This window comes from Burkholderia sp. MS389 (assembly GCF_016899425.1).
Lineage (GTDB): Bacteria > Pseudomonadota > Gammaproteobacteria > Burkholderiales > Burkholderiaceae > Burkholderia > Burkholderia sola.
In genome coordinates this window covers 1,208,912-1,231,699 of the sequence record NZ_CP045994.1, presented here as the reverse complement: position 1 = coordinate 1,231,699, position 22,788 = coordinate 1,208,912, and the positions used below count along the sequence as shown (strand labels likewise).

The window sequence follows — 22,788 nt, the reverse complement described above, 5'->3', positions numbered from 1 at the left end:
GAAGTAATTCAATGACGGGCGGCCGCGAGATACGCGAGCCAGTGGCGCTCCGCGCGGCGAAACGCCGCGACGAGTGCGAACGATACCGCAAGATAGATCAGCGCGGCGATCCCGAACGACTGGAACGCCATGTAGGTCGCGGAATTGGCGTCGCGCGCGACCTTCAGGATGTCCGGCACGGTCGCGGTGAACGCGACGGTCGTCGCGTGCAGCATCAGGATCACCTCGTTGCTGTACAGCGGCAGCGCGCGGCGCAGCGCCGACGGCAGGATCACGCGGCGGTACATCGTGAACGGCGACATCCCGTAGGCCCGCGCCGCCTCGACCTCGCCGTGCGGGATCGCACGAATCGCGCCGGCGAAGATCTCGGTGGTGTACGCGCAGGTGTTCAGCGCGAACGCGAGGATCGCGCAGTTGAAACCGCTGCGGAAAAACGCGTCGAGCAGCGAGTGCGAGCGCACGAACTCGAGGCTGTACATGCCCGTGTACATCAGCAGCAGCTGCACGTAGAGCGGCGTGCCGCGGAACACGTACGTGTAGAACCGCACGGGCATCGACACCCACTTGTTCCTCGACACGCGCGCGACCGCGAGCGGCACCGCGCACACGAAGCCGAGCGAAATCGACGCGACGAGCAGCCACAGCGTCACCGCGAGGCCGGACAGGCGCTGGCCGTCCCAGAAAAGGAACGCCTTGCCGAATTCCTGGAGGATCTCGATCATAGTTCTGCGTGCCGCACGCCCATGGAATAACGCTTCTCGAGCTGGATCAGCACGAGGTTGGAGACGGTCGTGATCGCGAGATAGATCAGCGCCGCGACGAGGATGAAGAAGAACATGTTGAACGTGCTCTTGCCGGCGTCCTGCGCGGCCTTCACGACGTCCGCGAGACCGATGATCGACACCAGCGCGGTCGCCTTCACGAGCACCTGCCAGTTGTTGCCGATGCCCGGCAGCGCAAAGCGCATCATCTGCGGAAACATGATCCGCGCGAACACGCGCGCGCCGCTCATCCCGTAAGCCGAACCGGCTTCGAGCTGGCCGCGCGGCACCGACAGGAACGCGCCGCGAAACGTCTCGGTGAAGTACGCGCCGTAGATGAAGCCGAGCGTCAGCACGCCGGCCACGAACGGATCGATGTCGATCTGGTTCCAGCCGACGAGGTCGGTGAACTGATTCAGCCAGATCTGGATGCTGTAGAACAGCAGCAGCATCAGCACAAGGTCGGGCACCGAGCGGATCAGCGTCGTATAACCGGTCGCGATCGCTCGCAGCACCCGGTTGTGCGACAGCTTCGCCACCGCGCCGATCAGCCCCAGCGCCACCGCAGTGGCGAGCGACAGCACCGACAGCTCGATGGTCTGCACGGTGCCGGCCCAGAGGACGGGACCAAAGCCGTAAAGGAACACGCGCGTCTCCAGAGTTGAATGAATGCCGACGCGTATGCCTGTCCCGCGCCGGGCTGACGCGGATAGTCGCAAGCGAAATTATTTGCCTCAAATCACCGTGCGCGCGATTGCTGCGTCGCAACAATTCGTCCCATCATTTATGCGCACGGCCTACGTCGCTGTTTCAAAAGGAAAAAGCCCGCTTCCTGACAGTCCGATGACGCGCCGGGAAGCGGGCTTTTTGCAATTTTCCGGTCGCTTTTTCGATATAGCGCCGGCTTGGCCGTCAGGCCGAATGGGCAGATCCGGACCGACGCCACACAATTGCTCGCTCATGCCCGCGACGCGCTGCGCGGGCTGGCTGAAGAAGCGCCGCGGGTGAGCGTCACCGCCCTTTCAGGATATCGGAGCGCGATGTCGTATAGACGAGCCCGTCCGGGCCGAAATGGACGTTGAAGAATGCGTCGGTGTTGACGCCGTCCTCGAGCCAGCGCCAGCTCCAGACCGTCTCGGGCTTCAGCGGATACTGCGCGACGTCCCCGGGCTTGCCGAGCAGGCGCCGCACCTCGTCCTCGTCCATCCCCGGGCGCACTTTCGCGAAATTCTCGGCGGTCAGCACCTGTGTCGCGCCCGTGTAGCGCCCGTTCGCGTCGAGATCGACGAACCACGTCTGGTTGCCCATCGGGCCGCGCGGATATTCGAGACGCTTCGAGCCGTCGGTGAACGTGCGCTCGGTCTCGGGTTTGCCCATCGTGCCGCGCACGTCGGCCTCGGTCGATTCGCCGACCTTCAGCCCCTTCAGCAGCAGCGGCGCGGGCTTGATCGCGTTGAAGAAGTCCCTGATACGTTGCACGTCGAGATGGCCTTGGTCGTCGCAACCGGTCAGCGCCAGCGCGGCGGCCAGCATCGTCACGGAAAGCAGCCGGAAACGAAAAATCATCGGAAGAATGGCGCGTGGAGAAACACGCGGCAAGGATACCCGCGCGGCGCCGAAAGCGCGAGACGGGCCGCGCGGCCTGTCGGAGGTTCAATGCGTCGTTTCGGTTTCGGTCCGGGCTTCGGACGCCCGATTCGCCGGCGGCGCCGGGCGCGGCCCACTCGGCGGCGCGCCCGGACGGCCGCGCGTGCGCACCAGCTCGGCAAGCTGCCACGAGCCGAGCGCGAGGCAGCCGAACAGCACTTCGCGGCCACGCTTGACCACCGCGAGCGACAGCGCCGTCTCGCGGTCGACGCCGAACATCTGCGCGAGCAGCACGACGGTCGCCTCCTGCACGCCGAGCCCGCCCGGCACCATGAACGCCGCATGCCGGACGGCCTGCGTCATCGCCTCGATCGCGATCGCGCGGCCGATCGACACCGGATGGCCGAGCAGCGCGAGCGCCCAGTAGATCTCGAGCGCGCCGAGCACGTAGCCGGCCAATTGCCAGAAGAACGCGCTGAACAACAGACCCGTGCGCGACATCAGCGAATCGATGTCGGCGTCGAGCCGGCGGCCGTCGACGCCCTGCAGCAGCCGGTGCGAATCGCCGAGCAGGCGGCCCGCGAAACGCTCGATCGCATGGAAGATGCCGCCGCGCCGCATCAGCACGACGCCGAGCACCGGCAACGGCAGCGTCAGCAGCAGCGCGAGGCCGATCGTGCCGCCGCCCATGTTGTCGGTCGTCGCGAGCAGCAGCACGAGGCCGAGCGCCGCGAACGCATACTGGACGACGATCGTCACGAGCACCTCGACGATCACCGACGCGGTCACGCGGCTCGCGTCGGGCACCTGCCAGCGCGCGAGCCGGATGCCGACGATCTCGCCGCCGATCCCGACCACGGGCAGCAGCCGGTTCACGGCCTCGCGCACGGTCGCGATCCACCACAGGAACGCCAGCGACGCGCGCCGGTCGAGCAACTGGTGCCACGCGTATGCATCGAGCAGCAGCGGCAGCGCGTGGAACGGCACGAGCCACAGCAGCGCGTAACCGGCGCGCGCGAGCATCTGCGACACGTCGCCGACGCCTTCGTGCAGCCCCAGCGCGAGCAGGATGCCGATGCCGATCGGCCAGCCGAGCCACTTGATCCACTTGCTCATGACGGCTGCGCTCCCGGTGCGCGCGACGCATGCGCGCCGCGCCGGGCCGCGGGCCCGCCGAACACGTCGGCAAAGCCGCCGGTCGCGACGCCCGCCGCCTTCAGCGCGGCCGCGACACGCGGCGACAGCAGCGCATCCAGTTCGTCGACCGGTCGGTAGCCGGCCATCGTCGGCGTGATCGGACCGTCGCCGGCTTCGGCCGGATGGCAGTAGATCTCGCCGACGCCCGGCGGCAGCTTCGCGAGCGCGTCGAGCAGCACGGCCTCGTCCATCGCACCCGTATGCTCGATGCCGACCACGTAGTCGTTGTGCGCGAGCCCGGCCCGGTCGAGCCGCGCGCGCACCAGCGCGATCCACGGCTTGAGCAGCGCGGGCGCGCTCGTTTCGTACGGCAGCCGCACCGCGCGCAGCCCGTAGTCGCGGCCGATCTCGACGATCATCGACAGCACGGTCGGGTGCAGGTGGAAATGCTTGTGCGCGTTCACGTGATCGAGCGGCAGGCCGCTCGCCGCGAACGCGTCGAACTGCGCACGGATCTCGCGGCGCAGTTGCGCGCGCACGTGCGGCAGGAAGAAGAAGCGACAGCCGTCCTTCGCCATCGCGTCGCCGAAGCGCCCGTCAAGGCCGACGAGCGCGGGAATCTCGTGCGCGGGCAGCGTGGCCGGCCCGTCCGCGAGCACCAGATGCAGGCCGACCGCGAGCGACGGCAGCCGCCGTGCGCGCTCGATCGCATCCTGCGCCGCAGGCGCACCGACCATCAGGCTGGCGGCGTTCAGCACGCCGTCGCGATGCGCACGCTCGACCGCCGCGTTGACGCGCGGGTGCAGCCCGAAGTCGTCCGCGGTAAAGATCAGCGCCCGCGCCGCCCGCTGCGTCGTCACGGATCAGGCCTCGTGCGCGCGCAGGAAACGGAAGAACTCGACGCCTTCGCGCAGGCGACGCTTCATCATGTCCCAGCTCGTCAGCATCTCGCGCACGATTTCCCAGATCTTCGACGGGCGGAAGTAGAACTGGCGATAGAACTGCTCGAGATGGTGATAGATCTCGTCGCGCGACAGGTGCGGATAGCCGATCGCCGCGAGCTGCACGCCTTCCTTGCTGACCAGGTTGATGGTCTTGTTCTCTTCCATCCAGCCGTTCTCGACGGCCTGCTTGTACAACGTCGTGCCCGGATACGGCGCGGCGAGCGACACCTGGATCGTGTGCGGGTTGATTTCCTTCGCGTACTCGATCGTCTTCCTGATCGTCTCCTGCGTCTCGCCCGGCAGGCCGAGGATGAAGGTGCCGTGGATCTTGATGCCGAGCTTCTTGCAGTCCGCGCTGAAGCGGCGCGCGAAATCGGTGCGCACGCCCTTCTTGATGTTCACGAGGATCTGGTCGTCGCCCGATTCGAAGCCGACCAGCAGCAGGCGCAGGCCGTTGTCCTTCATGATCTTCAGCGACTTGTACGGCACGTTGGCCTTCGCGTTGCACGACCACGTGATGCCGAGCTTGCCCAGGCCGATGGCGATGGCTTCGGCGCGCGGCAGGTCGTCGGTGAAGGTGTCGTCGTCGAACATCAGTTCCTTCACTTCCGGCATGTTGTCGCGGATCCACTTCGCTTCCGCGAGCACGTTCTCGACCGAGCGCGTGCGGTAGCGATGGCCGCTGACCGTCTGCGGCCACAGGCAGAACGTGCAGCGCGACTTGCAGCCGCGGCCCGTGTAGATCGACACGTACGGATAGTTCAGGTAGCCGATGAAGTAGTTGTCGATCTTCAGGTCACGCTTGTAGACGGGCGCGACGAACGGCAGCTCGTCCATGTTCTCCAGGATCGGACGCGCTTCGTTGTGCTCGATCGAGCCGTCCTTCGCGCGCCAGCTCAAACCCTTGATTTCGGGGAACGGCTTGCCTTCGGCGATTTCCTTGCAGGTGTAGTCGAATTCCTCGCGACAGACGAAGTCGATCGCGTCGCTCGCCGTCAGCGAGTTGTGCGGATCGACCATCACCTTCGCGCCGACCATGCCGACCCGCATCGACGGCTTCATCTTCTTCAGGTCCTGCGCGAACATCGCGTCGGTCGGGAACGACGGCGTGCTCGTGTGGATGATCACGAGGTCGTAGTCGTTCGCGATCTTCAACGTTTCCTCGACCGACAGCCCGTCGGCCGGCGCATCGACGACGCGGCTGCCCGGCACGAGCGCGGCCGGCTGCGCGAGCCAGGTCGGATACCAGAAGGAACGGATTTCGCGCTTCGCCTGATAGCGCGAACCGGCTCCGCCGTCGAAGCCGTCATACGAAGGGGCCTGCAAGAACAGCGTTTTCATGAATGCTCCGGTAGCCTGCATAGTTCGTTTCGTTACAACGATTCAGTCAAAAAACCGCGGGCCGCCCTGCCGGCGCCCGCCTCTCTGTCATGTCGCGCCGCGCGGCTTCGCCGTGCGACGCGTCTCGGCCCGCGGGCCGGGTTCGATCGACGGCGCTAGCGGCCGTCCACTGCTTCCACGGCCGCCGTCGCGCGTTCGCCGCCGACGACCGTCATCCTGGCGCCGCGCCACACGACCTGCGTGCCGAACACGGCCGCGAGCCACTCGAGCGCGAGCAGCGTGTCGCGCACCGCGACGAGCGGCAGGTCGCGCCAGAACGCGCGCCAGCCGTCCTCGCCGCGCGCGTGCAGCACGAGCCGCCCGAATGCGCCGACCGCGGCCGCCCCGCCCGCCAGCGTGCCGGCGAAGGTGCCGTCGAGGCGCAATGCCAGCACCGCGCCGATCGCGAGCCACGGCGCGGTAAACGTGATGAACAGGAACGCGAAGCCGGCCGGGTTCAGCGAACGAATCGTGCGCAGCCAGCGCGTCTCGCGGTGCCACAGCGGCCCGAACGACGGTTCGATCACGTCGGTCGCGACCTCGACCTCGGACAGCACGGTGCGCCGCCCGAGGCGGCGCGGCAGCTCGGCCAGCCAGAAATCGTCGGCCAGCTCGTCCTTCAGCGCGAAGAGACCGCCGATCCGGTCGAGCGTGTCGCGCGTGAGCGCGAGCGTCGCGCCGAAGCCGAAGCGGCTCGAGCGGCCGAGGTGGGTGATCCGCACCGACGGCGCGAACCACGCGTCGACGAACTGCGCGCCGATCCGCGTCCAGAAGCCGCCGACGCTGCGCGCATGATACAGGCACGTGACGACCCCGACCGACGGGTCCGCGAGCGGCGCCGTCACGCGCTCCAGATAGTCGGGCTGCACCGCGATGTCGCTGTCCGCGATCACGATGCGGCCGTATTTCGCGCGCTCGGCGAGATTGATCAGGTTGCTGACCTTCAGGTTCTTGCCGTGCACACGCGCGTCGATCACGACCGTGATGTCGCAATCCGGATGATCGGCGCGCAGCCGCTCGACGACGGCCGCGGCCGGATCGGCCGACGATGCGACGCCGAACAGCACCTCGTAGCGAGGATGGCGCTGCGCGCAGAAGGTCGCGAGGTTTTCATACAGGTGCGGCTCCGCGCCGCACAGCGGCTTCAGCACGCTGACCGGCTCGAAGCCGTCGCGCACCGTCGTGCGCGGCGTGCGCGGCCGCGGCGCGAAGGCCGCGACGAGCGCATAGCCGGCCGCGGCCAGCGTGAACGCGATCAGGAGCCAGTCGAGCAGCGTGGCGGTGGGCGTCATGTGCGATGCCTCCCGGCGACGTGGGCGCCATGGCAAACGCTTGAGCGTGATTGAGCGTGATGCGGTATTCCGACAACGACGAACGCGGGCACGACCCGACTCCTTGTTCCAGCAGCGTCTGTAAGGGGAAGGCGCGACCCGTTGTTCGGGTTCGGCCATGCCCGGCTTCGCGTGGCGTATCCCCGCGCAGCGCCCGGACGGCATGCGGGAAGACTCGAATGGCTCCATCGGCACAAGATGGGCAGGCGGCGGATTTTAGCAGTCTGCGCCCCCCCGCGCGCGGTGCTACGCGAAACGGACTAGTGCAATTCCGGCAAAGCTGAGCGGTCGACGAGCCTGATCGGCCCGGCCACGTTCACATTAGCGTAAGCACTTTGCAGGCGTATTGCAGTCTTTAAAATCAAACGTTTCGTGCAAATTTGTATGTCGATGCGGTTTCACTTCCAATCGCCGTAAAGTTTGGTAATTAATCAGCGATTAGATTGATTTTCGCAACGATCGTCGCAAGCAACCCTGCGCCCCTGTAAGGCGCATGGGTATCCGCGCGCCGCCAGCACGTTCCGGAACCCTTTGGCAAAATCCTTGGCGTCTGTTGCGTCAGCGCATCACCACGCCACCTCGTTTCGAAGGTCTTCCGATGACACCGTTTTCCGTACTCGATCTCGCGCCCATTCCGGCCGGCGCCGACGCCTCGCAGGCGTTCCGCAACACCGTCGATCTCGCGCAGCACGCGGAGCGCTGGGGCTACCGGCGTTACTGGCTGGCCGAGCATCACAACATGCCGGGGATCGCGAGTGCGGCCACCGCCGTCGTGATCGGCCACGTCGCGGGCGCCACGCAGACGATCCGGGTCGGCTCGGGCGGCATCATGCTGCCGAACCATGCGCCGCTCGTGATCGCCGAGCAGTTCGGCACGCTCGCGTCGCTGTATCCGGGGCGCATCGACCTCGGCCTCGGCCGCGCGCCCGGCACTGACCAGACCACGTCGCGCGCGCTGCGCCGCGACCTGATCGGCAGTGCGGACTCGTTCCCGGACGACGTCGCCGAGCTGCAGCGCTACTTCGCGGAGCCGGTCCCCGGCCAGCGCGTGCGCGCGGTGCCTGGCGCAGGGCTCGACGTCCCGGTGTGGCTGCTCGGTTCGAGCCTGTTCAGCGCGCAGCTCGCGGCGATGCTCGGGCTGCCGTTCGCGTTCGCGTCGCACTTCGCGCCCGACTATCTGATGCGGGCGCTCGAGATCTATCGCGCGCAGTACCGGCCGTCGGCCGCGTGGCCGAAGCCGCATGCGATGGTCGGCGTCAACGTGTTCGCGGCCGAGACCGACGACGAGGCGCGGCGCCTGTTCACGTCGCTGCAACAGCAGTTCATCAACCTGCGGCGCGGCACGCCGGGCAAGCTGCCGCCGCCCGTCGACGCGCTCGAGGCGAACGAACTCGAACTCGCGACCGTCGCGCATTCGCTGTCGTTCGCGGCGGTCGGCTCGCGCGACACGGTGCGCGACAAGCTGCGCGACCGTATCGCGCAGACGGGCGCCGACGAGCTGATCATCACCGCGCAGATCTACGATCATGCCGCGCGGCTGCGCTCGTTCGAACTGGCCGCGCAGATCCGCGACGAACTCGCGAACGAGGCAAGCTGACGGCACGACCGCGCGCGGCCGGCCGCCCGCGCCGCATCACTGCGGGCGCACGGCGTCCAGCCCGTCGAGCAGCGCCTTGTGGAACGCGTCCGGGTCCTGGATCTGCGGCGCGTGGCCGAGCGCCGGGAATTCGACGAGCTGCGCGCCGGGAATCGCGGCCTGCGTGCGCTTCGCGAGTTCCGGATAGCGGCCGAGCTTCGCGTGCACGTCGGGCGGCGCGACGTCCTTGCCGATCGCGGTCGTGTCCTTGTCGCCGATCATCAGCAGCGTCGGCACGCGAATCGCGCCGAATTCGTAGACCACCGGCTGCGTGAGGATCATGTCGTAGATCAGCGCGGAGTTCCACGCGACCGCGTCGCGGCCGGCGCCGCGATACATGCCGGCGAGCATCTGCACCCAGCGCTCGTACGACGGCGCCCACTTGCCCGCGTAGTAGGTCGCCTGCTCGTAGCGGCGGATGCCGTCGGCGTTGGTCTTCAGCTCGCGCGCATACCAGTAGTCGACCGACAGCGGCGGCACGCCGAGCGCCTTCCAGTCCTCGAGGCCGATCGGGTTCACGAGCACGAGCTGGTCGGTCGCCTTCGGATACATCAGCGCGTAGCGGATCGCGAGCATCCCGCCCGTCGAGTGGCCGACGATCGTCGCCGATTTCACACCGACCGATTCGAGCAGCGCGTGCGTGTTGCGTGCGAGTTGCTGGAAGCTGTACTGGTAGCGCTCGGGCTTCGACGACTTGCAGAAGCCGATCTGGTCGGGCGCGATCACGCGATAGCCGGCGCGGCTCAGCACGCCGATCGTGTCCTCCCAGGTCGCCGCGCAGAAGTTCTTGCCGTGCAGCAGCACGACGGTGCGGCCGTTCGGATGCGCGGGCTGCACGTCGAGGTACGCCATCTCGAGGGTTTCGCGCTGCGACACGAACGCGTATTCGTGCACGGGCGCCGGATACGCGAACCCTTCCAGACGCGGGCCGTACGCGGGCCCGTCGTTGGCGGCGGGCGTCGCGGCGACGCTCGCAACGGGCATCGCGCACGCGGCGGCGGCGCTCGCGCCGAGCACGGCGGCGCGCGCGGCGGACAGGATCTTGCAAATCGAAAGCATGGCGGTCACGGTGATGGGGGGACGCGCGCGGGCTGCCGGGTTGCCGCGGGCTGTCTCGGGCTGTCTCGGGCTGTCTCGGGCTGTCTCGGGCTGTCTCGGGCTGTCTCGGGCTGTCTCGGGCTGTCTCGGGCTGTCTCGGGCTGTCTCGGGCTGTCTCGAGCTGTCTCGCGCCCCGCGATTCTACGCGGTCGCGTGACGACGGCGCGCAACACTCCAACGCCGCGCGACTTCCGCGCGTACGACGAACTCGGGTATCGTGTGACGTGACCCTGAAACGCGTGCAGGCGAATTCCCATGAAAAACGTCCTCAGCATTCAGTCGCACGTCATCTACGGCCATGCCGGCAACAGCGCGGCCGTGTTCCCGATGCAGCGCCTCGGCGTCAACGTCTGGCCGCTCAACACCGTCCAGTTGTCGAATCACATGCAGTACGGCCACTGGGCCGGCAGCGCGATCGACGCCGCGAAGATGGAACAGCTCGTCGACGGCATCGCCGCCATCGGCGCGCTCAAGCGTTGCGACGCGGTGCTGTCCGGCTTCCTCGGCTCGCCGCCGCAGGCACGCGCGGCGGTCGAGATCGTACGCTCGGTGAAGGCGATGAATCCGAACGCGTGGTACTTCTGCGATCCGGCGATGGGCCAGACGGGCGGCGTCCGGCCCGAGCCCGGCGTCGAGGAATTCATCGTGCAGGAGGTGCCCGCGCTCGCGGACGGCATGTCGCCGAACCATACCGAACTGCAGAAGCTCGCCGGGCGACGCATCGAGACCGTCGCGGAAGCCGTCGACGCGTGCCGCGCGCTGATCCGCCGCGGCCCGAAGATCATCCTCGTCAAGCACCTGCACGACCGCAACAGCCCGGCCGACCGCTTCAACATGCTCGCCGTCACCGAAACCGAAGCGTGGATCGGCCAGCGGCCGCTGTATGCGTTTCCGCGCCATCCGGTCGGTGTCGGCGACCTGACCAGCGCGATCTTCGTCGCGTGCCGGCTGCGCGGCGACTCGGTGCGCGCCGCGTTCGAACACACGCTCGCGGCCGTGCACGCGGTCGTGAAGGCCACCTACGACGCACGCCGCTACGAGCTCGAGCTCGTCGCCGCGCAGGATGAAATCGCACGGCCGAGCGAATGGTTCGGCGCGTGGGTGACCGACGCCTGACGCGTGCGCATCGCCCTGCTCGCCGCGGCTGCCTGCTGCCGCACCTCGGCCGTCCTGCGGCTCCCTCGCTGTTCCCGCTGTCCGCGTGCCGCGCAGCACCCGCCTCGCCCGTTGCCGCTGCCCCGCAGTCCGTGCGGCGGCGCACCGCCGGCTGCAACCCGGTCCACGCGTGCAAACGTTTCCGGACTTCACATGAATGACACCGATTCCTCGCTATGCTCGCGGCGGCACGCATCGGCGCAGCCGCATCCTGCGACCCGGTGTGCGCCCTTTCCGCAGGTCCCGCCAATCGGCTCCCTCTTTACCCCACGATAACGACCATGACCCGATCGAACCGTCGTGACTTCCTGCGCGTCGCCGCCGGCACTGCCGGCGCCGCCGCGCTGAACCTGTTTCCGCCCGTGATCCGCGATGCGCTCGCGATTCCCGCGAACCGCCGTACCGGCACGATCCGCGATATCGAACACATCGTGATCCTGATGCAGGAGAACCGCTCGTTCGACCATTACTTCGGCACGATGCGCGGTGTCCGCGGCTTCGGTGACCCGCGCCCGCTGCGCCTCGCGAACGGCAAGCCGGTGTTTCACCAGCCGGTCGGCCCGGCCGAACTGCTGCCGTTCCACCCGGGCGCCGACAAGCTCGGCCTGCAGTTCCTGCAGGACCTGCCGCACGGCTGGCAGGACATGCACGCTGCCTGGAACAAGGGCCGCTACGACCAGTGGGTGCCGAACAAGGGCACGACGACGATGGCGTACCTGAAGCGCGACGACATCCCGTTCCACTACCAGCTCGCCGACGCGTTCACGATCTGCGACGCGTACCACTGCGCGTTCCCGGGCTCGACCGACCCGAACCGCTATTACATGTGGACCGGCTACGTCGGCAACGACGGCACGGGCGGCGGCCCGGTGCTCGGCAACGATGAAAAGGGCTACGGCTGGACGACCTATCCGGAAGTGCTCGAACAGGCCGGCGTGTCGTGGAAGATCTACCAGGACGTCGGCACGGGGCTCGACGCGAAGGGTTCGTGGGGCTGGACGTCCAACCCGTACATCGGCAACTACGGCGACAACGCGCTGCTCTACTTCAACCAGTACCGCACCGCGCTGCCGGGCACGCCGCTGTACGACAAGGCGCGCACCGGCACCAACATCAGCGCCGGCGGCACGCTGTTCGACGTGCTGCAGCAGGACGTGAAGAACGGCACGCTGCCGCAGGTATCGTGGATCTGCGCGCCGGAAGCATATTCCGAGCACCCGAACTGGCCGGCCAACTACGGCGCGTGGTACATCGAGCAGGTGCTGAAGGCGCTCGTGTCGAATCCGGACGTGTGGAGCAAGACCGCGCTCTTCATCACGTATGACGAAAACGACGGCTTCTTCGATCACGTGCCGCCGCCGTTCGCGCCGCAGTCGCGCGACAACGGGTTGTCGACGGTCGCGACGACCAACGAGGTCTATGCCGGCGACGCGTCGCACATGGCCGGTCCGTACGGGCTCGGGCCGCGCGTGCCGATGCTGGTCGTGTCGCCGTGGACCAAGGGCGGCTGGGTCTGCTCGCAGACCTTCGATCACACGTCGCTGCTGCAATTCATCGAGGCGCGGTTCGGCGCGCAGTATCCGGTCACGGCCGCCAACGTGTCGCCGTGGCGCCGCGCGGTGTGCGGCGACCTGACGTCGGCGTTCGAGTTCGCGACCGTGGACGCCGCGTGGCCGACGCTGCCCGACACGAGCGGCTACGCGCCGCCCGACCGCGTGCGCCATCCCGACTACATCCCGGTGCCGCCGGTGCTGCAGAAGCTGCCGAAACAGGAAGCCGGGCTGCGTCCGGCGCGCGCGCTGCCGTACGAGCTGTTCGTGCACGGCCGCGTCGAAGCCGCGAACGGGCAGTTCCGGCTGACCTTCGCGAACACGGGCCGCGCAGGCGCCGCGTTCCAGGTCCAGTCGCGCAACCGCGTCGACGGCCCGTGGGCGTACACGGTCGAAGCCGGCAAACGCATCGCCGATACGTGGAGCGCCGCCGCGTCGCTCGGCCTGTACGACCTCGACGTGTACGGCCCGAACGGCTTCTACTGCCATTTCCGCGGCCCGTTCGCGACCGGCGTCGGCAGCGCGAGCGTGAACCCCGAAGTGATCTACGGCTACGACGTCGCGAACGGCAACATCACGCTGCGCCTGATGAACCGCGGCCACAAGGCCGTGCGGCTGAAGGTCACGAACGCGTACGGCCACGGTCACGCGCGCACGTTCGACCTCGCGCCGGGCGCGCACGTCGACGATTACTGGGAACTGCGCGGCAGCCACGGCTGGTATGACCTGACCGTCAGCGACGGCCGCCAGCTCGGCTTCCTGCGCCGCTTCGCGGGCCACGTCGAAACGGGCCGCCCGAGCACCAGCGACCCGCTGATCCGCACGACCGCGTCGCACGACGACGCCGAAGCCGTATCGGACGCCCTGTCCGACTGACGTCGACCCACGCGCGGCGCGGCCCCGGCGGGCTGCGCCGCGTCTTTGCCCCGCAGCACTCCCCCCTCTGCGCCCGTTCCGTTCGCGACGGGAAACTCCCGATACCGGCCGCCCGCGCTCGCGCGGAAGCTATGCGCAAATCCGCATCGAATGCGCGACAAATTTCCAAGACCCGCGCATATCGGCGACCTATATATCGAAGCAATCGGGGCTCTTCACGGAGCCTGACGGGAGATGTTTCCGAGGATCACGCTGCCGACCTCCCCGCCCGATTCCGAGAAGCGGTCGAACCGCCCGCCCGTCGCACGCGCCCGGCCCGCCCGGACGCGCGCGGTACCCACTCGCCGGTGTCGAACAAGAGGAACAACATGAAATTCCGTCATTCCCTGCTGTCGGTGTCCATTGCCTCCGCGCTTGCCCTCCTCTCGCAACAGGCTGCTCACGCTGCCGACGCAACCGACGTGAAGGTCGGCTTCGCCGCGCCGCTCACGGGCGTGAACGCCGGCTACGGCAAGGATCTGCAGAACGGCGTGCAGCTCGCGCTCGACGATGCGGTCGCGCAGAAGGTGCAGATCGCCGGCAAGCCCGCCCGCTTCAATCTCGTCGTGCAGGACGACCAGGCCGACCCGCGCATCGGCGTGCAGGCCGCGCAGGCGCTGGTCGACCAGAACGTGTCGGTCGTGGTCGGCCACTTCAACTCGGGGACGACGATTCCGGCGTCGGTGGTCTACGACAAGGCCGGCATTCCGGTGATCGACCCGGCCGCGACCAACCCGACGCTCACGTCGCGCGGGCTCGCGAACATGTTCATGGTGATCGCTACCGACGGCCAGAACGCCGGCAACGCGGGCAAGTACGCGGTCGACGTGACGAAGGCGAAGCGCATCGCGATCATCGACGACCGCACCGCGTTCGGCCAGGGCGAGGCCGACGAATTCGAGAAGGCCGTGAAGGCTGCCGGCGGCACGATCATCGGACGCGAGTTCACCAACAACCAGGCCGTCGATTTCCGCGCGCAGATCACGAGCCTCAAGGGCAAGAACCCGGACCTGATCTTCTTCGGCGGCCTCGATTCGCTCGCCGCGAACTTCATCAAGCAGATGCGTCAGCTCGGGCTGAACGCGCAGTTCGTCGGCGGCGGCGGCGTGAAGGACAACGAGTTCATCAAGATCGCGGGCCCGGCCGCCGAAGGCGCGATGGCATGGGAATACGGCCGGCCGCTCGACGAGCTGCCGCAGGGCAAGGATTTCGAGGCGCGCTTCAAGAAGCGCTTCGGCGTCGACGTGCTGTCGTACGCGCAGTTCGGCTATGACGCGGCGTGGGCGGCGATCAAGGCGATGCAGGCGGCCGGTTCGACCGACCCGAAGGCCTATCGCCCGGCGCTCAAGAAAGTCGACTTCGAAGGCGTGACCGGCCGCATCTCGTTCGCGAACGACGGCTCGCTGAAGAGCGGGATGTCGACGCTGTACCAGGTGAAGAACGGCGCGTGGAAGACGATCGTGACGAAGGGAGGCTGATCGGCGAGGCGGGCGGCCGGCGGCGGGCACGCCGCCCGGCCGTGAAGATCGGCGGAATCACCCCGATCTCATATGACGACTGATGTTAAAGCGATTTCACCCGCGCGCAGCCGCGCGGGCTCCGCAACCCGGCGGTCAGCCGGCTTCGGCCTCCGCCGCCTCGTGCGCGCGGCGCAGCCGCTCGCGGCTGTTCGTGAGATGCGTGCGCATCGCGGCGCGGGCCGCTTCCGGGTCGTGGCGCGCGATTGCCTCGTAGATGTCCTCGTGCTCGTGATTCAGCCGGCCGACGTAGCGCTCGAGGTCGTCGCCGGCAAAGCGCGCCGAATTCACGCGCGTGCGCGGGATGATCGACGTGCCGAGCTGCGTCATGATGTCGACGAAATAGCGGTTGCCGGTGGATTGCGCGATCTGCAGGTGGAACTGGAAGTCGAGCTGCGCGGTGTCGCGGCCGCCGCCCGCGCCCGTCGCGATCGCGTCGAGCGCGCGCCGCAGCGCGGCGAGGTCGGCATCGTTCGCGCGCTGCGCGGCGAGGCTCGCGCACTCGCTTTCGAGGCTGATGCGCAGCTCCAGCACCGCGAGCACGTCGCGCAGCGTCGTGATCGTCGCGGGATCGATGCCGAGCGTCTGGCGGCGCGACGGCTCGAGCACGAAGCTGCCGATGCCGTGGCGCGTCTCGACGAGGCCGCTCGCCTGCATCCGCGAGATCGCCTCGCGCACGACCGTCCGGCTCACGCCCTGCGCCGCCATGACTTCGGTTTCGGTCGGCAGCTTGTCGCCGGGACGCAGTGTGCCGTTTTCGATCTGCGCGGTCAGCGCGTCGACGACATCTTGTGCGAGGCTGCGTGCGCGACGGCGCGGCGCTGCGGGAAGCGTAGGCACGGACATGTGGCCGGTTCCTTTTTGAATGATCGTAATGTGAGCCGAGGGTTTACGCGGGGTTTGAGCGAAAGCCGATGATTCATTATACTGCGTCACAAGTCATCCGACGACTGATGATCGGCGCACAGTCTCCTGTCGACTCAGGTCGGCTGTTCAGTCCCGCCTGGTCCCGTGCGTAACGATCGATCGACCCGTGTTCGCGCGCTGCGCTCCATGGGCCCGGTTGTCGCTTCCACCCCGTGTTCGGGTTGCGTCGACATGCGGGGCTTGCGCGCCGCGCACGTCGGTTGTCGAATGATCGCACCTCACGCCGCGCGCGGCAAAGCTTTTGCCGCACGGCATCGCCTACTTTTTCGCCATCGCCGCCCATGAACGCCGTCACTGCCTCGCCTTCCCACGACACGCCGCGCATCGTCGACCTGCAAGCGATTCCGGTCGCCGGCCACGACAGCATGCTGCTCAACCTGAGCGGCGCGCACGGCCCGTTCTTCACCCGCAACCTCGTGATCCTGAAGGACAGCGCGGGCCGCACGGGCGTCGGCGAAGTGCCGGGCGGCGAGAGCATCCGCCGCACGCTCGACGACGCGCGCGCGCTCGTCGTCGGCCAGCCGGTCGGCAACTATCACGCGGTGCTCAACGACGTGCGCCGCACCTTCGCCGACCGCGACGCGAGCGGCCGCGGGCTGCAGACCTTCGACCTGCGCACGACGATCCACGCGGTCACCGCGCTCGAAGCCGCGCTGCTCGACCTGCTCGGCCAGCATCTCGGCGTGCCGGTCGCCGCGCTGCTCGGCGAAGGCCAGCAGCGCGAGCGGGTCGAAATGCTCGGCTACCTGTTCTACGTCGGCGATCGCACGAAGACGGCGCTCCCCTATCGCGACGGCCGCGGCGCGACCGACGACTGGACCCGCGTGCGCGACGACGCCGCGCTGACGCCCGAAGCCGTCGTGCGGCTCGCCGAAGCCGCGCATGCGCGCTACGGCTTCAACGACTTCAAGCTGAAGGGTGGCGTGTTCGACGGGGCGAGCGAGATCGAAGCCGTGACGGCGCTCGCCGAGCGCTTCCCCGACGCGCGCGTGACGCTCGATCCGAACGGCGCATGGTCCCTCGACGAGGCCGTGCGACTGTGCCGCGATCAGCATCACGTGCTCGCGTATGCGGAAGATCCGTGCGGCGCGGAGAACGGTTACTCGGGCCGCGAGGTGATGGCCGAATTCCGCCGCGCGACGGGGCTGCCGACGGCCACCAACATGATCGCGACCGACTGGCGGCAGATGGGCCATGCGGTGCAGTTGCACGCCGTCGACATCCCGCTCGCCGATCCGCATTTCTGGACGATGCAGGGCTCGGTGCGGGTCGCGCAGATGTGCCGCGACTGGGGCCTCACGTGGGGTTCGCATTCGAACAACCACTTCGACGTGTCGCTCGCGATGTTCACGCACGTCGCGGCCGCGGCGCCGGGCCAGGTCACCGCGATCGATACGCACTGGATCTGGCAGGACGGCGAACGGCTGACGCGCGAGCCGCTGAAGATCGAGAACGGGCTGGTGGAAGTGCCGAAGCGGCCGGGGCTCGGTATCGACATCGACATGGATGCGGTCGCGCTCGCGCACGAGCTGTACAAGCAGCACGGCCTCGGCGCCCGCGACGACGCGGCGGCGATGCAGTATCTGATCCCGGGCTGGACGTTCAACAACAAGCGCCCGTGCCTCGTGCGTTGAGGGGGCGACGAACCGGGCGGCAGGTCCGCCCGGTCGGACGGAATGATGCGGTTCGCCGGTGGATTGGCGATCGCCGGCCGGGAAAGGCCGGCGAAGCAAAAGCGGGATTCGCGCGCGCGGCTAGCCTGTCGCCCGCTGATGGATCCCCTGGCCTGCCGCCCCCTAACCGGGCGTCCCTAACCGGGCGTCCCTAGCCGCCTGCGCCAATCCCCCGCGCCATCCCCGACGCGGCGAACACGATGACGATCACCAGCACCGCCTGCCAGTGACCGACCCGCACATAGGTGCGCGCACGGCCGATATCGGGCATCTGCTGCCGCCGCGCGGCGACACGCCAGCGGATCAGCCCCAGCATCGGCACGACCTCGAGCAGCAGGATCAGCACGAGCGCGGTCATCTTCAGGTGAAAGAGCGGTTCGTGCAGGTAGTACGCGGTGCCTTTCTCGAAACCGCCGAACGCGCGTGCGACGCCCGTCGCGATCAGCACGAGCGCCGACACGCCCCAGACCGCATCGGCCTTGAACACGCCGGGCAAATCGACCGCCTGCGCGGATGCGATGAGCCGGCGCAACGCGCGGTTACGCGCCGCGATCGCGGCAAACGCGACGCCGAACGCACTCAGGTGAATGGCAGCCAGCAACCAACGGACGATCATCGCGCCTCCTTGTCGCCCGCGCCCGGTGCGCGAGCCTGTCAGACGATTTGCTTGAGCGCCGCGTCGAGCGCGAGCACCGCGACGCGGTCCCCTTCGGTCGCGAGCGGCGTGCGCATCACGACCTGCCGGTTGTGGCCGACAGCCGCCGGCGAATCCCACAGCAGTTCCACCCTCGGCCGATTGAACAGGCTGCCGCGACGCGGCGGCACGACCGCCTGCTGCGCGCCCTGCTCGCCCGCGGCGGGCGCGGCAGGTGCGACCCGGCCGGGCCAGCGCACCGACAGTTCGCGCGCGTCGTACTGGCCGACCTTGCGGCTTTCCATCCAGACGATCGCGGTGCGCGTCAGCACGTCGAGCGAGATCGCATACCGGCCGACCGCGAAGCGGCGCGCGGCCACGTTGGTCCGCCACAGCGGCCGCGGCCGGCAGATCCAGACGATCGCCGCGTACAGCGCCGGCGCGGCGACGAGCCAGCCGTTGGTCGCCGTCACCGCATGCAGCGCGCGGCGCCAGCCGGCCGCCCACGTGAACGCGCCGATCGACCACGCGGCAAACAGGAAACCGATCAGCGCGAACACGCGCAGCGCCTGGCGCAGCCACTGCGGCAGCGGATGGAACGGCCGCTCGGCCCGCGCGGCGGCGCCCGGCAGCGCGAGCAGCAGGAAGATCAGGATGAGGTAGAGGAATGCCCACGGCGACGACACCATCGCCGACAGCGACGAGCGATAGCCCATCTGGGACATCGAGAACAGCCAGCGCGCGAGCAGCACGAGACCGATCGCGCGCAACGCGAAGATCACGCCGGCGCCGGGGGCCGGCGCTGCGCGCGTGGTTTTCGTTCTCGCCAAGACTGCTCTCCTCTGGATAGTCGTACCGGGCCGGATTTCACGGCACGGCCATTATAGGGACATTACCGTCTGGACAGACGGCAGGATGGTGTGCCGGGCCGCTTCGGAGGCCGTTCGCAGCGTCGGGCGCGGCGAGAATACAACAGATCCGCGCCGCAGATGTGACAACGCCCCGCCGGAAAACCCGGACGGGGCGTCGTGGCGGCCGCGCGGCGGCGGCCCGCAATCAGCTTGCGTTGACTTCGCGGAGCACCGTGCGGCGCTTCTGGCGCAGCAGTTCCTCGTAGCCCTTCACGTAGTTCTGCGCCATCACCTTCGACGAGAAACGGGCTTCGAACGCGGCGCGAACCTTCTCGCGCGGCAGCGTATCGAGACGCTTGAGCGCGGCGACGGCCGACAATTCGTCTTCGACGACGAAGCCCGACACGCCGTTGTCGATCACTTCCGGCACCGAGCCGCGCTTGAACGCGATCACCGGCGTGCCGCAGGCCATCGCCTCGATCATCACCAGGCCGAAGGGCTCCGGCCAGTCGATCGGGAACAGCAGCGCATGCGCGTTGCCGAGGAATTCGGTCTTCTCCGACTCGCTGATTTCGCCGATGTACTCGACGTGCGGCAGCGCGAACAGCGGCTTGATCTTCTCTTCGTAGTACGCGCGGTCGGCCTTGTCGAGCTTCGCGGCAATCTTGATCGGCAGGCCGGCCTGCTCGGCGATGCGGATCGCCGTGTCGACGCGCTTCTCCGGCGAGATGCGGCCGAGGAACGCGAGGTAGCTCGGCTTCACGTTCGGGATCGGCGTCAGCAGGTTTTCCGGCAGGCCGTGGTAGACGGTCGACAGCCAGTTCGCCTGCGGCAGCGGGATGCGCTGGTTGTCGGAGATCGACACGACCGGCACGTCGCTGAACGCGTTGAAGATCGGCTGCAGTTCCGGCAGGTCGAGACGGCCGTGCATCGTCGTCAGATGCGGGACCGGCTGGCGCGAGAACAGCGAGAACGGGTAGTAGTCGATATGGCAGTGCAGGACGTCGAACTCTTCCGCGCGACGGCGCACCTGCTCGAGGAGCAGCATGTGCGGGGCCATCACGTCGCGGATCGTCGGGTCGAGGCGCAGCGCCTGCGGCCAGCACGCTTCGAGCTTCGCGGAGGTTTGCGAATCGCCGCTCGCGAAGAGCGTGACGTCATGCCCCATCTCGACGAGTGCTTCGGTGAGATAGGACACCACTCGCTCGGTACCGCCGTACAGTTTCGGGGGCACCGCTTCATGCAACGGAGCGATTTGGGCGATTCGCATGCGTAACTCCTAAAAAATCGGCAAAAAACCAGGTATGGGTCGGCAACCTGCCGGTGGTCCGGGCTGGAAACATGTCGTCCGAACCTCGGACGAATCAGCCTGCCGGGGGCGTCGAACCCGCGCTGCTCAAGGAGCGTCGGCGACGCGACAGGCATAGAACGTTTGAAACGAAGACCCGTTGACAGGGGTTCGTAAAAAAACCTGGAATCGAACCCGGAGCCGATTATCTAGGGTTATTCCCGATACGGCGCACGACATTTCAAACACTTTACTTTGTTACAAAGGCGCAACACTTTGCAACCCGCGGACTCGGGCGTCCGTTCTAGAGTGGAAGGCCGTTTTGGCGATCCTTGTTAACCCGCAGCTGCCGGCAGCGTGATTCCGGCACGCAGGACGGGATGCCGGATTTTATCTCAAAATCGAGCGCGAGCCCCTGGCCAAGGCAAGATTCGCGCAGCGCGACGCGCGGCGTTGTTTACAATGCCGGATTATTCAGTCCGGGCGAACGCCGGCCTGCGACCCAGCCGCCCCGCTCAATCACCGAATCACCGCACCCATATTTTGGAATCTCTCACCCCCGCCCAGCGCAACGCCCACAACGCGAAGCTGTCGAGCTACGCGCATCGGCCGATCGCGTTCCTGTTCCGCTACATCCGCCTCCACCCCGTCGCGCACCTGGTCGTGCTCTGCAGCGTGCTGGCCGCCGTCGGCTGCGCGCTCGGCTCGCAATATGCGATCAAGCACCTGATCGACGTGCTCGCGACCGGACGCCATCACCCGGGCCCGCTGTGGAGCGCGTTCGCGCTGCTCGTCGGGCTGATCGCGGCCGACAACCTGCTGTGGCGCGTCGGCGGCTGGGTCGCCGCGCACACGTTCGTCGCGGTCACCGGCGACCTGCGGCGCGACCTGTTCCAGTACCTGATCGGCCATTCGCCGACGTATTACTCGGAGAAGCAGCCCGGCACGCTCGCCAGCCGCATCACGGCCACGTCGAACGCGGTCTACACGTCGGAGAACACGATGGCGTGGAACGTGCTGCCGCCGTGCATCGCGGTGATGGGCGCGATCCTGATGATCATCGTCGTCAATCCGCTGATGGCGGCCGGCCTGCTCGGCTGTTCGGCCGTACTGTCCGTCATCCTGTTCAAGCTCGCCGGCCGCGGCTCCGCACGCCATCACGCGTTCGCGGCGAAGGCCGCGGCGGTCGACGGCGAGCTCGTCGACGTGATCGGCAACATGGGCCTTGTGCGCGCGTTCGGGATGACGCTGCGCGAACAGAAGCGCTTCAGCGCGACGGTGAAGGCCGAGATGGACGCACGCCAGCAGAGCCTGCTCTATCTCGAAAAGCTGCGGCTCCTGCACGCGGTGATCACCGCGATGCTGTCCGCCGGCCTGCTTGGCTGGGCGCTGTGGCTGTGGGATCAGGGCCGCGCGACGTCGGGCGACATCGTGCTCGTCAGCTCGCTCGGCTTCACGATCCTGCACGGCACGCGCGACCTCGCGGTCGCGCTCGTCGACGTCACGCAGCACGTCGCGCGCCTGTCCGAAGCGGTGAAGACGCTGCTCGAGCCGCACGGGATGCCGGACCGCTCGGACGCGCAGCCGCTGTCGGCCACGGGCGGCCGCGTCGACTTCGAGCGCGTGACGTTCGCGTACCCGCACCGCCGCGCGATCCTCGACCACTTCGACCTGCATATCGAGCCGGGCCAGCGCGTCGGCCTGATCGGCAAGTCGGGCGCGGGCAAATCGACCGTGCTCGCGCTGCTGCAGCGCTTCTACGACACGCAGGACGGCGTCGTGAAGGTCGACGGCCAGGACGTGAAGGCCATCACGCAGGACAGCCTGCGCCACGCGATCGCGCTGGTGCCGCAGGACATCTCGCTGCTGCACCGGACCATCTACGACAACATCGCGTACGGCCGCCCCGACGCGACCCGCGACGAAGTGCTCGCCGCAGCGCGCGACGCGCGCTGCGCGGAGTTCATCGAGGCGATGCCGGAAGGCTATGACACGATCGTCGGCGACCGCGGCGTCAAGCTGTCGGGCGGCCAGCGCCAGCGCATCGCGATCGCGCGCGCGATCCTGAAGAATGCGCCGATTCTGCTGCTCGACGAAGCGACGTCGGCGCTCGACAGCGCATCCGAGGAAGCGATCCAGAGCGCGCTCGACCGACTGATGGTCGGCCGCACGGTGATCGCGATCGCGCACCGCCTGTCGACGCTGCGCAACTTCGACCGCATCATCGTGATGAGCAACGGCAAGGTGATCGACGACGGCCCGCCCGAGGTGCTGCGCAGCCGCCCCGGCCTGTACCGCGATCTGCTCGCGAAGCAGCACGGCCGCCATCATGCGGCCACCGACGGCAACACGCCGACCGGCGAACGCGTGGCCTGACGCGCGTCGGCATCCGGCCAACGAAAAA

Annotated in this window: 18 protein-coding genes; 6 read left to right on the top strand and 12 right to left on the bottom strand. The window is 68.0% G+C overall.

Annotated elements, in window-relative coordinates; all coding sequences use genetic code 11:
• Positions 1 to 8: 8 nt before the first annotated feature.
• From GJG85_RS05835 to hpnI, 7 genes are all read right to left on the bottom strand, one after another.
• Complete coding sequence (locus GJG85_RS05835) at positions 9 to 722, bottom strand: ABC transporter permease (RefSeq protein WP_006476443.1); 714 nt, start codon at positions 720 to 722, stop codon at positions 9 to 11.
• On the bottom strand, positions 719 to 1,408 hold the full coding sequence (gene hisQ, locus GJG85_RS05830) for a histidine ABC transporter permease HisQ (protein WP_012328180.1): 690 nt from the start codon (positions 1,406 to 1,408) through the stop codon (positions 719 to 721). Before hisQ ends, GJG85_RS05835 begins: the two co-directional genes overlap by 4 nt.
• 364 nt (positions 1,409 to 1,772) lie before the next feature.
• Positions 1,773 to 2,327: a hypothetical protein gene (locus GJG85_RS05825; RefSeq protein WP_050011421.1), complete on the bottom strand. Its 555-nt coding sequence runs from the start codon at positions 2,325 to 2,327 to the stop codon at positions 1,773 to 1,775.
• 87 nt (positions 2,328 to 2,414) lie between these two features.
• Complete coding sequence (locus GJG85_RS05820) at positions 2,415 to 3,464, bottom strand: lysylphosphatidylglycerol synthase domain-containing protein (protein ID WP_204383735.1); 1,050 nt, start codon at positions 3,462 to 3,464, stop codon at positions 2,415 to 2,417.
• On the bottom strand, positions 3,461 to 4,345 hold the full coding sequence (hpnK, locus tag GJG85_RS05815) for a hopanoid biosynthesis-associated protein HpnK (protein WP_050011423.1): 885 nt from the start codon (positions 4,343 to 4,345) through the stop codon (positions 3,461 to 3,463). The genes GJG85_RS05820 and hpnK overlap by 4 nt, the downstream gene beginning before the upstream one ends.
• A gap of 3 nt (positions 4,346 to 4,348) precedes the next feature.
• Complete coding sequence (gene hpnJ, locus GJG85_RS05810; RefSeq protein ID WP_050011424.1) at positions 4,349 to 5,770, bottom strand: hopanoid biosynthesis associated radical SAM protein HpnJ; 1,422 nt, start codon at positions 5,768 to 5,770, stop codon at positions 4,349 to 4,351.
• Positions 5,771 to 5,925: 155 nt separating this feature from the next.
• Positions 5,926 to 7,101 (bottom strand): bacteriohopanetetrol glucosamine biosynthesis glycosyltransferase HpnI, encoded by a 1,176-nt coding sequence (gene hpnI / locus GJG85_RS05805; protein WP_050011425.1) that lies wholly within the window; start codon positions 7,099 to 7,101, stop codon positions 5,926 to 5,928.
• A gap of 637 nt (positions 7,102 to 7,738) precedes the next feature.
• Between hpnI and GJG85_RS05800 the strand changes: the two genes are divergently transcribed.
• Positions 7,739 to 8,737 carry an LLM class flavin-dependent oxidoreductase gene (locus GJG85_RS05800; protein WP_050011426.1) on the top strand — a complete coding sequence of 333 codons (999 nt, stop codon included), beginning with the start codon at positions 7,739 to 7,741 and terminating at the stop codon, positions 8,735 to 8,737.
• 36 nt (positions 8,738 to 8,773) lie between these two features.
• Here GJG85_RS05800 and GJG85_RS05795 read toward each other — a convergent pair whose 3' ends face one another.
• On the bottom strand, positions 8,774 to 9,835 hold the full coding sequence (locus tag GJG85_RS05795) for an alpha/beta hydrolase (RefSeq protein WP_124629910.1): 1,062 nt from the start codon (positions 9,833 to 9,835) through the stop codon (positions 8,774 to 8,776).
• 294 nt (positions 9,836 to 10,129) lie between these two features.
• On the opposite strand from GJG85_RS05795, the gene pdxY reads away from it, so the two are divergent.
• The 3 genes from pdxY to GJG85_RS05780 all read left to right on the top strand — a co-directional run bounded on the left by pdxY (position 10,130) and on the right by GJG85_RS05780 (position 14,972).
• A complete protein-coding gene (gene pdxY, locus GJG85_RS05790; protein WP_050011428.1) occupies positions 10,130 to 10,990 on the top strand; it encodes a pyridoxal kinase PdxY in 861 nt (286 codons plus the stop codon).
• 320 nt (positions 10,991 to 11,310) lie between these two features.
• Positions 11,311 to 13,455: a phospholipase C, phosphocholine-specific gene (locus GJG85_RS05785; protein WP_089488282.1), complete on the top strand. Its 2,145-nt coding sequence runs from the start codon at positions 11,311 to 11,313 to the stop codon at positions 13,453 to 13,455.
• A 368-nt stretch (positions 13,456 to 13,823) separates the two neighbouring features.
• Entirely contained in the window at positions 13,824 to 14,972 is a 1,149-nt protein-coding gene (locus GJG85_RS05780) for a branched-chain amino acid ABC transporter substrate-binding protein (protein WP_089488281.1), read from the top strand.
• A gap of 135 nt (positions 14,973 to 15,107) precedes the next feature.
• Here the strand turns inward: GJG85_RS05780 and GJG85_RS05775 are convergent, their stop codons facing one another.
• Complete coding sequence (locus GJG85_RS05775) at positions 15,108 to 15,857, bottom strand: FadR/GntR family transcriptional regulator (protein ID WP_011544971.1); 750 nt, start codon at positions 15,855 to 15,857, stop codon at positions 15,108 to 15,110.
• 362 nt (positions 15,858 to 16,219) lie between these two features.
• On the opposite strand from GJG85_RS05775, the gene gudD reads away from it, so the two are divergent.
• Complete coding sequence (gene gudD, locus GJG85_RS05770) at positions 16,220 to 17,572, top strand: glucarate dehydratase (protein WP_050011431.1); 1,353 nt, start codon at positions 16,220 to 16,222, stop codon at positions 17,570 to 17,572.
• A 190-nt stretch (positions 17,573 to 17,762) separates the two neighbouring features.
• Here gudD and GJG85_RS05765 read toward each other — a convergent pair whose 3' ends face one another.
• From GJG85_RS05765 to GJG85_RS05755, 3 genes are all read right to left on the bottom strand, one after another.
• On the bottom strand, positions 17,763 to 18,227 hold the full coding sequence (locus GJG85_RS05765) for a DUF2214 family protein (RefSeq protein WP_050011432.1): 465 nt from the start codon (positions 18,225 to 18,227) through the stop codon (positions 17,763 to 17,765).
• Positions 18,228 to 18,265: 38 nt separating this feature from the next.
• The gene (locus tag GJG85_RS05760) at positions 18,266 to 19,075 is read right to left on the bottom strand and encodes a hypothetical protein (protein ID WP_204383732.1); all 810 of its coding nucleotides are present in this window, start codon (positions 19,073 to 19,075) and stop codon (positions 18,266 to 18,268) included.
• A 226-nt stretch (positions 19,076 to 19,301) separates the two neighbouring features.
• On the bottom strand, positions 19,302 to 20,366 hold the full coding sequence (locus tag GJG85_RS05755) for a glycosyltransferase family 4 protein (protein WP_006476459.1): 1,065 nt from the start codon (positions 20,364 to 20,366) through the stop codon (positions 19,302 to 19,304).
• A 561-nt stretch (positions 20,367 to 20,927) separates the two neighbouring features.
• Here GJG85_RS05755 and GJG85_RS05750 point away from each other — a divergent pair.
• The gene (locus GJG85_RS05750; protein ID WP_204383731.1) at positions 20,928 to 22,760 is read left to right on the top strand and encodes an ABC transporter ATP-binding protein; all 1,833 of its coding nucleotides are present in this window, start codon (positions 20,928 to 20,930) and stop codon (positions 22,758 to 22,760) included.
• Positions 22,761 to 22,788 lie beyond the last annotated feature (28 nt).

Excerpts from the sequence above, each read along its gene's own strand:
- GJG85_RS05835 (WP_006476443.1), bottom strand. The coding sequence starts at position 722 with ATGATCGAGATCCTCCAGGAATTCGGCAAGGCGTTCCTTTTCTGGGAC.
- GJG85_RS05825 (WP_050011421.1), bottom strand. The coding sequence starts at position 2,327 with ATGATTTTTCGTTTCCGGCTGCTTTCCGTGACGATGCTGGCCGCCGCG.
- GJG85_RS05820 (WP_204383735.1), bottom strand. The coding sequence starts at position 3,464 with ATGAGCAAGTGGATCAAGTGGCTCGGCTGGCCGATCGGCATCGGCATC.
- hpnJ (WP_050011424.1), bottom strand. The coding sequence starts at position 5,770 with ATGAAAACGCTGTTCTTGCAGGCCCCTTCGTATGACGGCTTCGACGGC.
- hpnI (WP_050011425.1), bottom strand. The coding sequence starts at position 7,101 with ATGACGCCCACCGCCACGCTGCTCGACTGGCTCCTGATCGCGTTCACG.
- GJG85_RS05800 (WP_050011426.1), top strand. The coding sequence starts at position 7,739 with ATGACACCGTTTTCCGTACTCGATCTCGCGCCCATTCCGGCCGGCGCC.
- GJG85_RS05795 (WP_124629910.1), bottom strand. The coding sequence starts at position 9,835 with ATGCTTTCGATTTGCAAGATCCTGTCCGCCGCGCGCGCCGCCGTGCTC.
- pdxY (WP_050011428.1), top strand. The coding sequence starts at position 10,130 with ATGAAAAACGTCCTCAGCATTCAGTCGCACGTCATCTACGGCCATGCC.
- GJG85_RS05785 (WP_089488282.1), top strand. The coding sequence starts at position 11,311 with ATGACCCGATCGAACCGTCGTGACTTCCTGCGCGTCGCCGCCGGCACT.
- GJG85_RS05780 (WP_089488281.1), top strand. The coding sequence starts at position 13,824 with ATGAAATTCCGTCATTCCCTGCTGTCGGTGTCCATTGCCTCCGCGCTT.
- GJG85_RS05775 (WP_011544971.1), bottom strand. The coding sequence starts at position 15,857 with ATGTCCGTGCCTACGCTTCCCGCAGCGCCGCGCCGTCGCGCACGCAGC.
- gudD (WP_050011431.1), top strand. The coding sequence starts at position 16,220 with ATGAACGCCGTCACTGCCTCGCCTTCCCACGACACGCCGCGCATCGTC.
- GJG85_RS05765 (WP_050011432.1), bottom strand. The coding sequence starts at position 18,227 with ATGATCGTCCGTTGGTTGCTGGCTGCCATTCACCTGAGTGCGTTCGGC.
- GJG85_RS05755 (WP_006476459.1), bottom strand. The coding sequence starts at position 20,366 with ATGCGAATCGCCCAAATCGCTCCGTTGCATGAAGCGGTGCCCCCGAAA.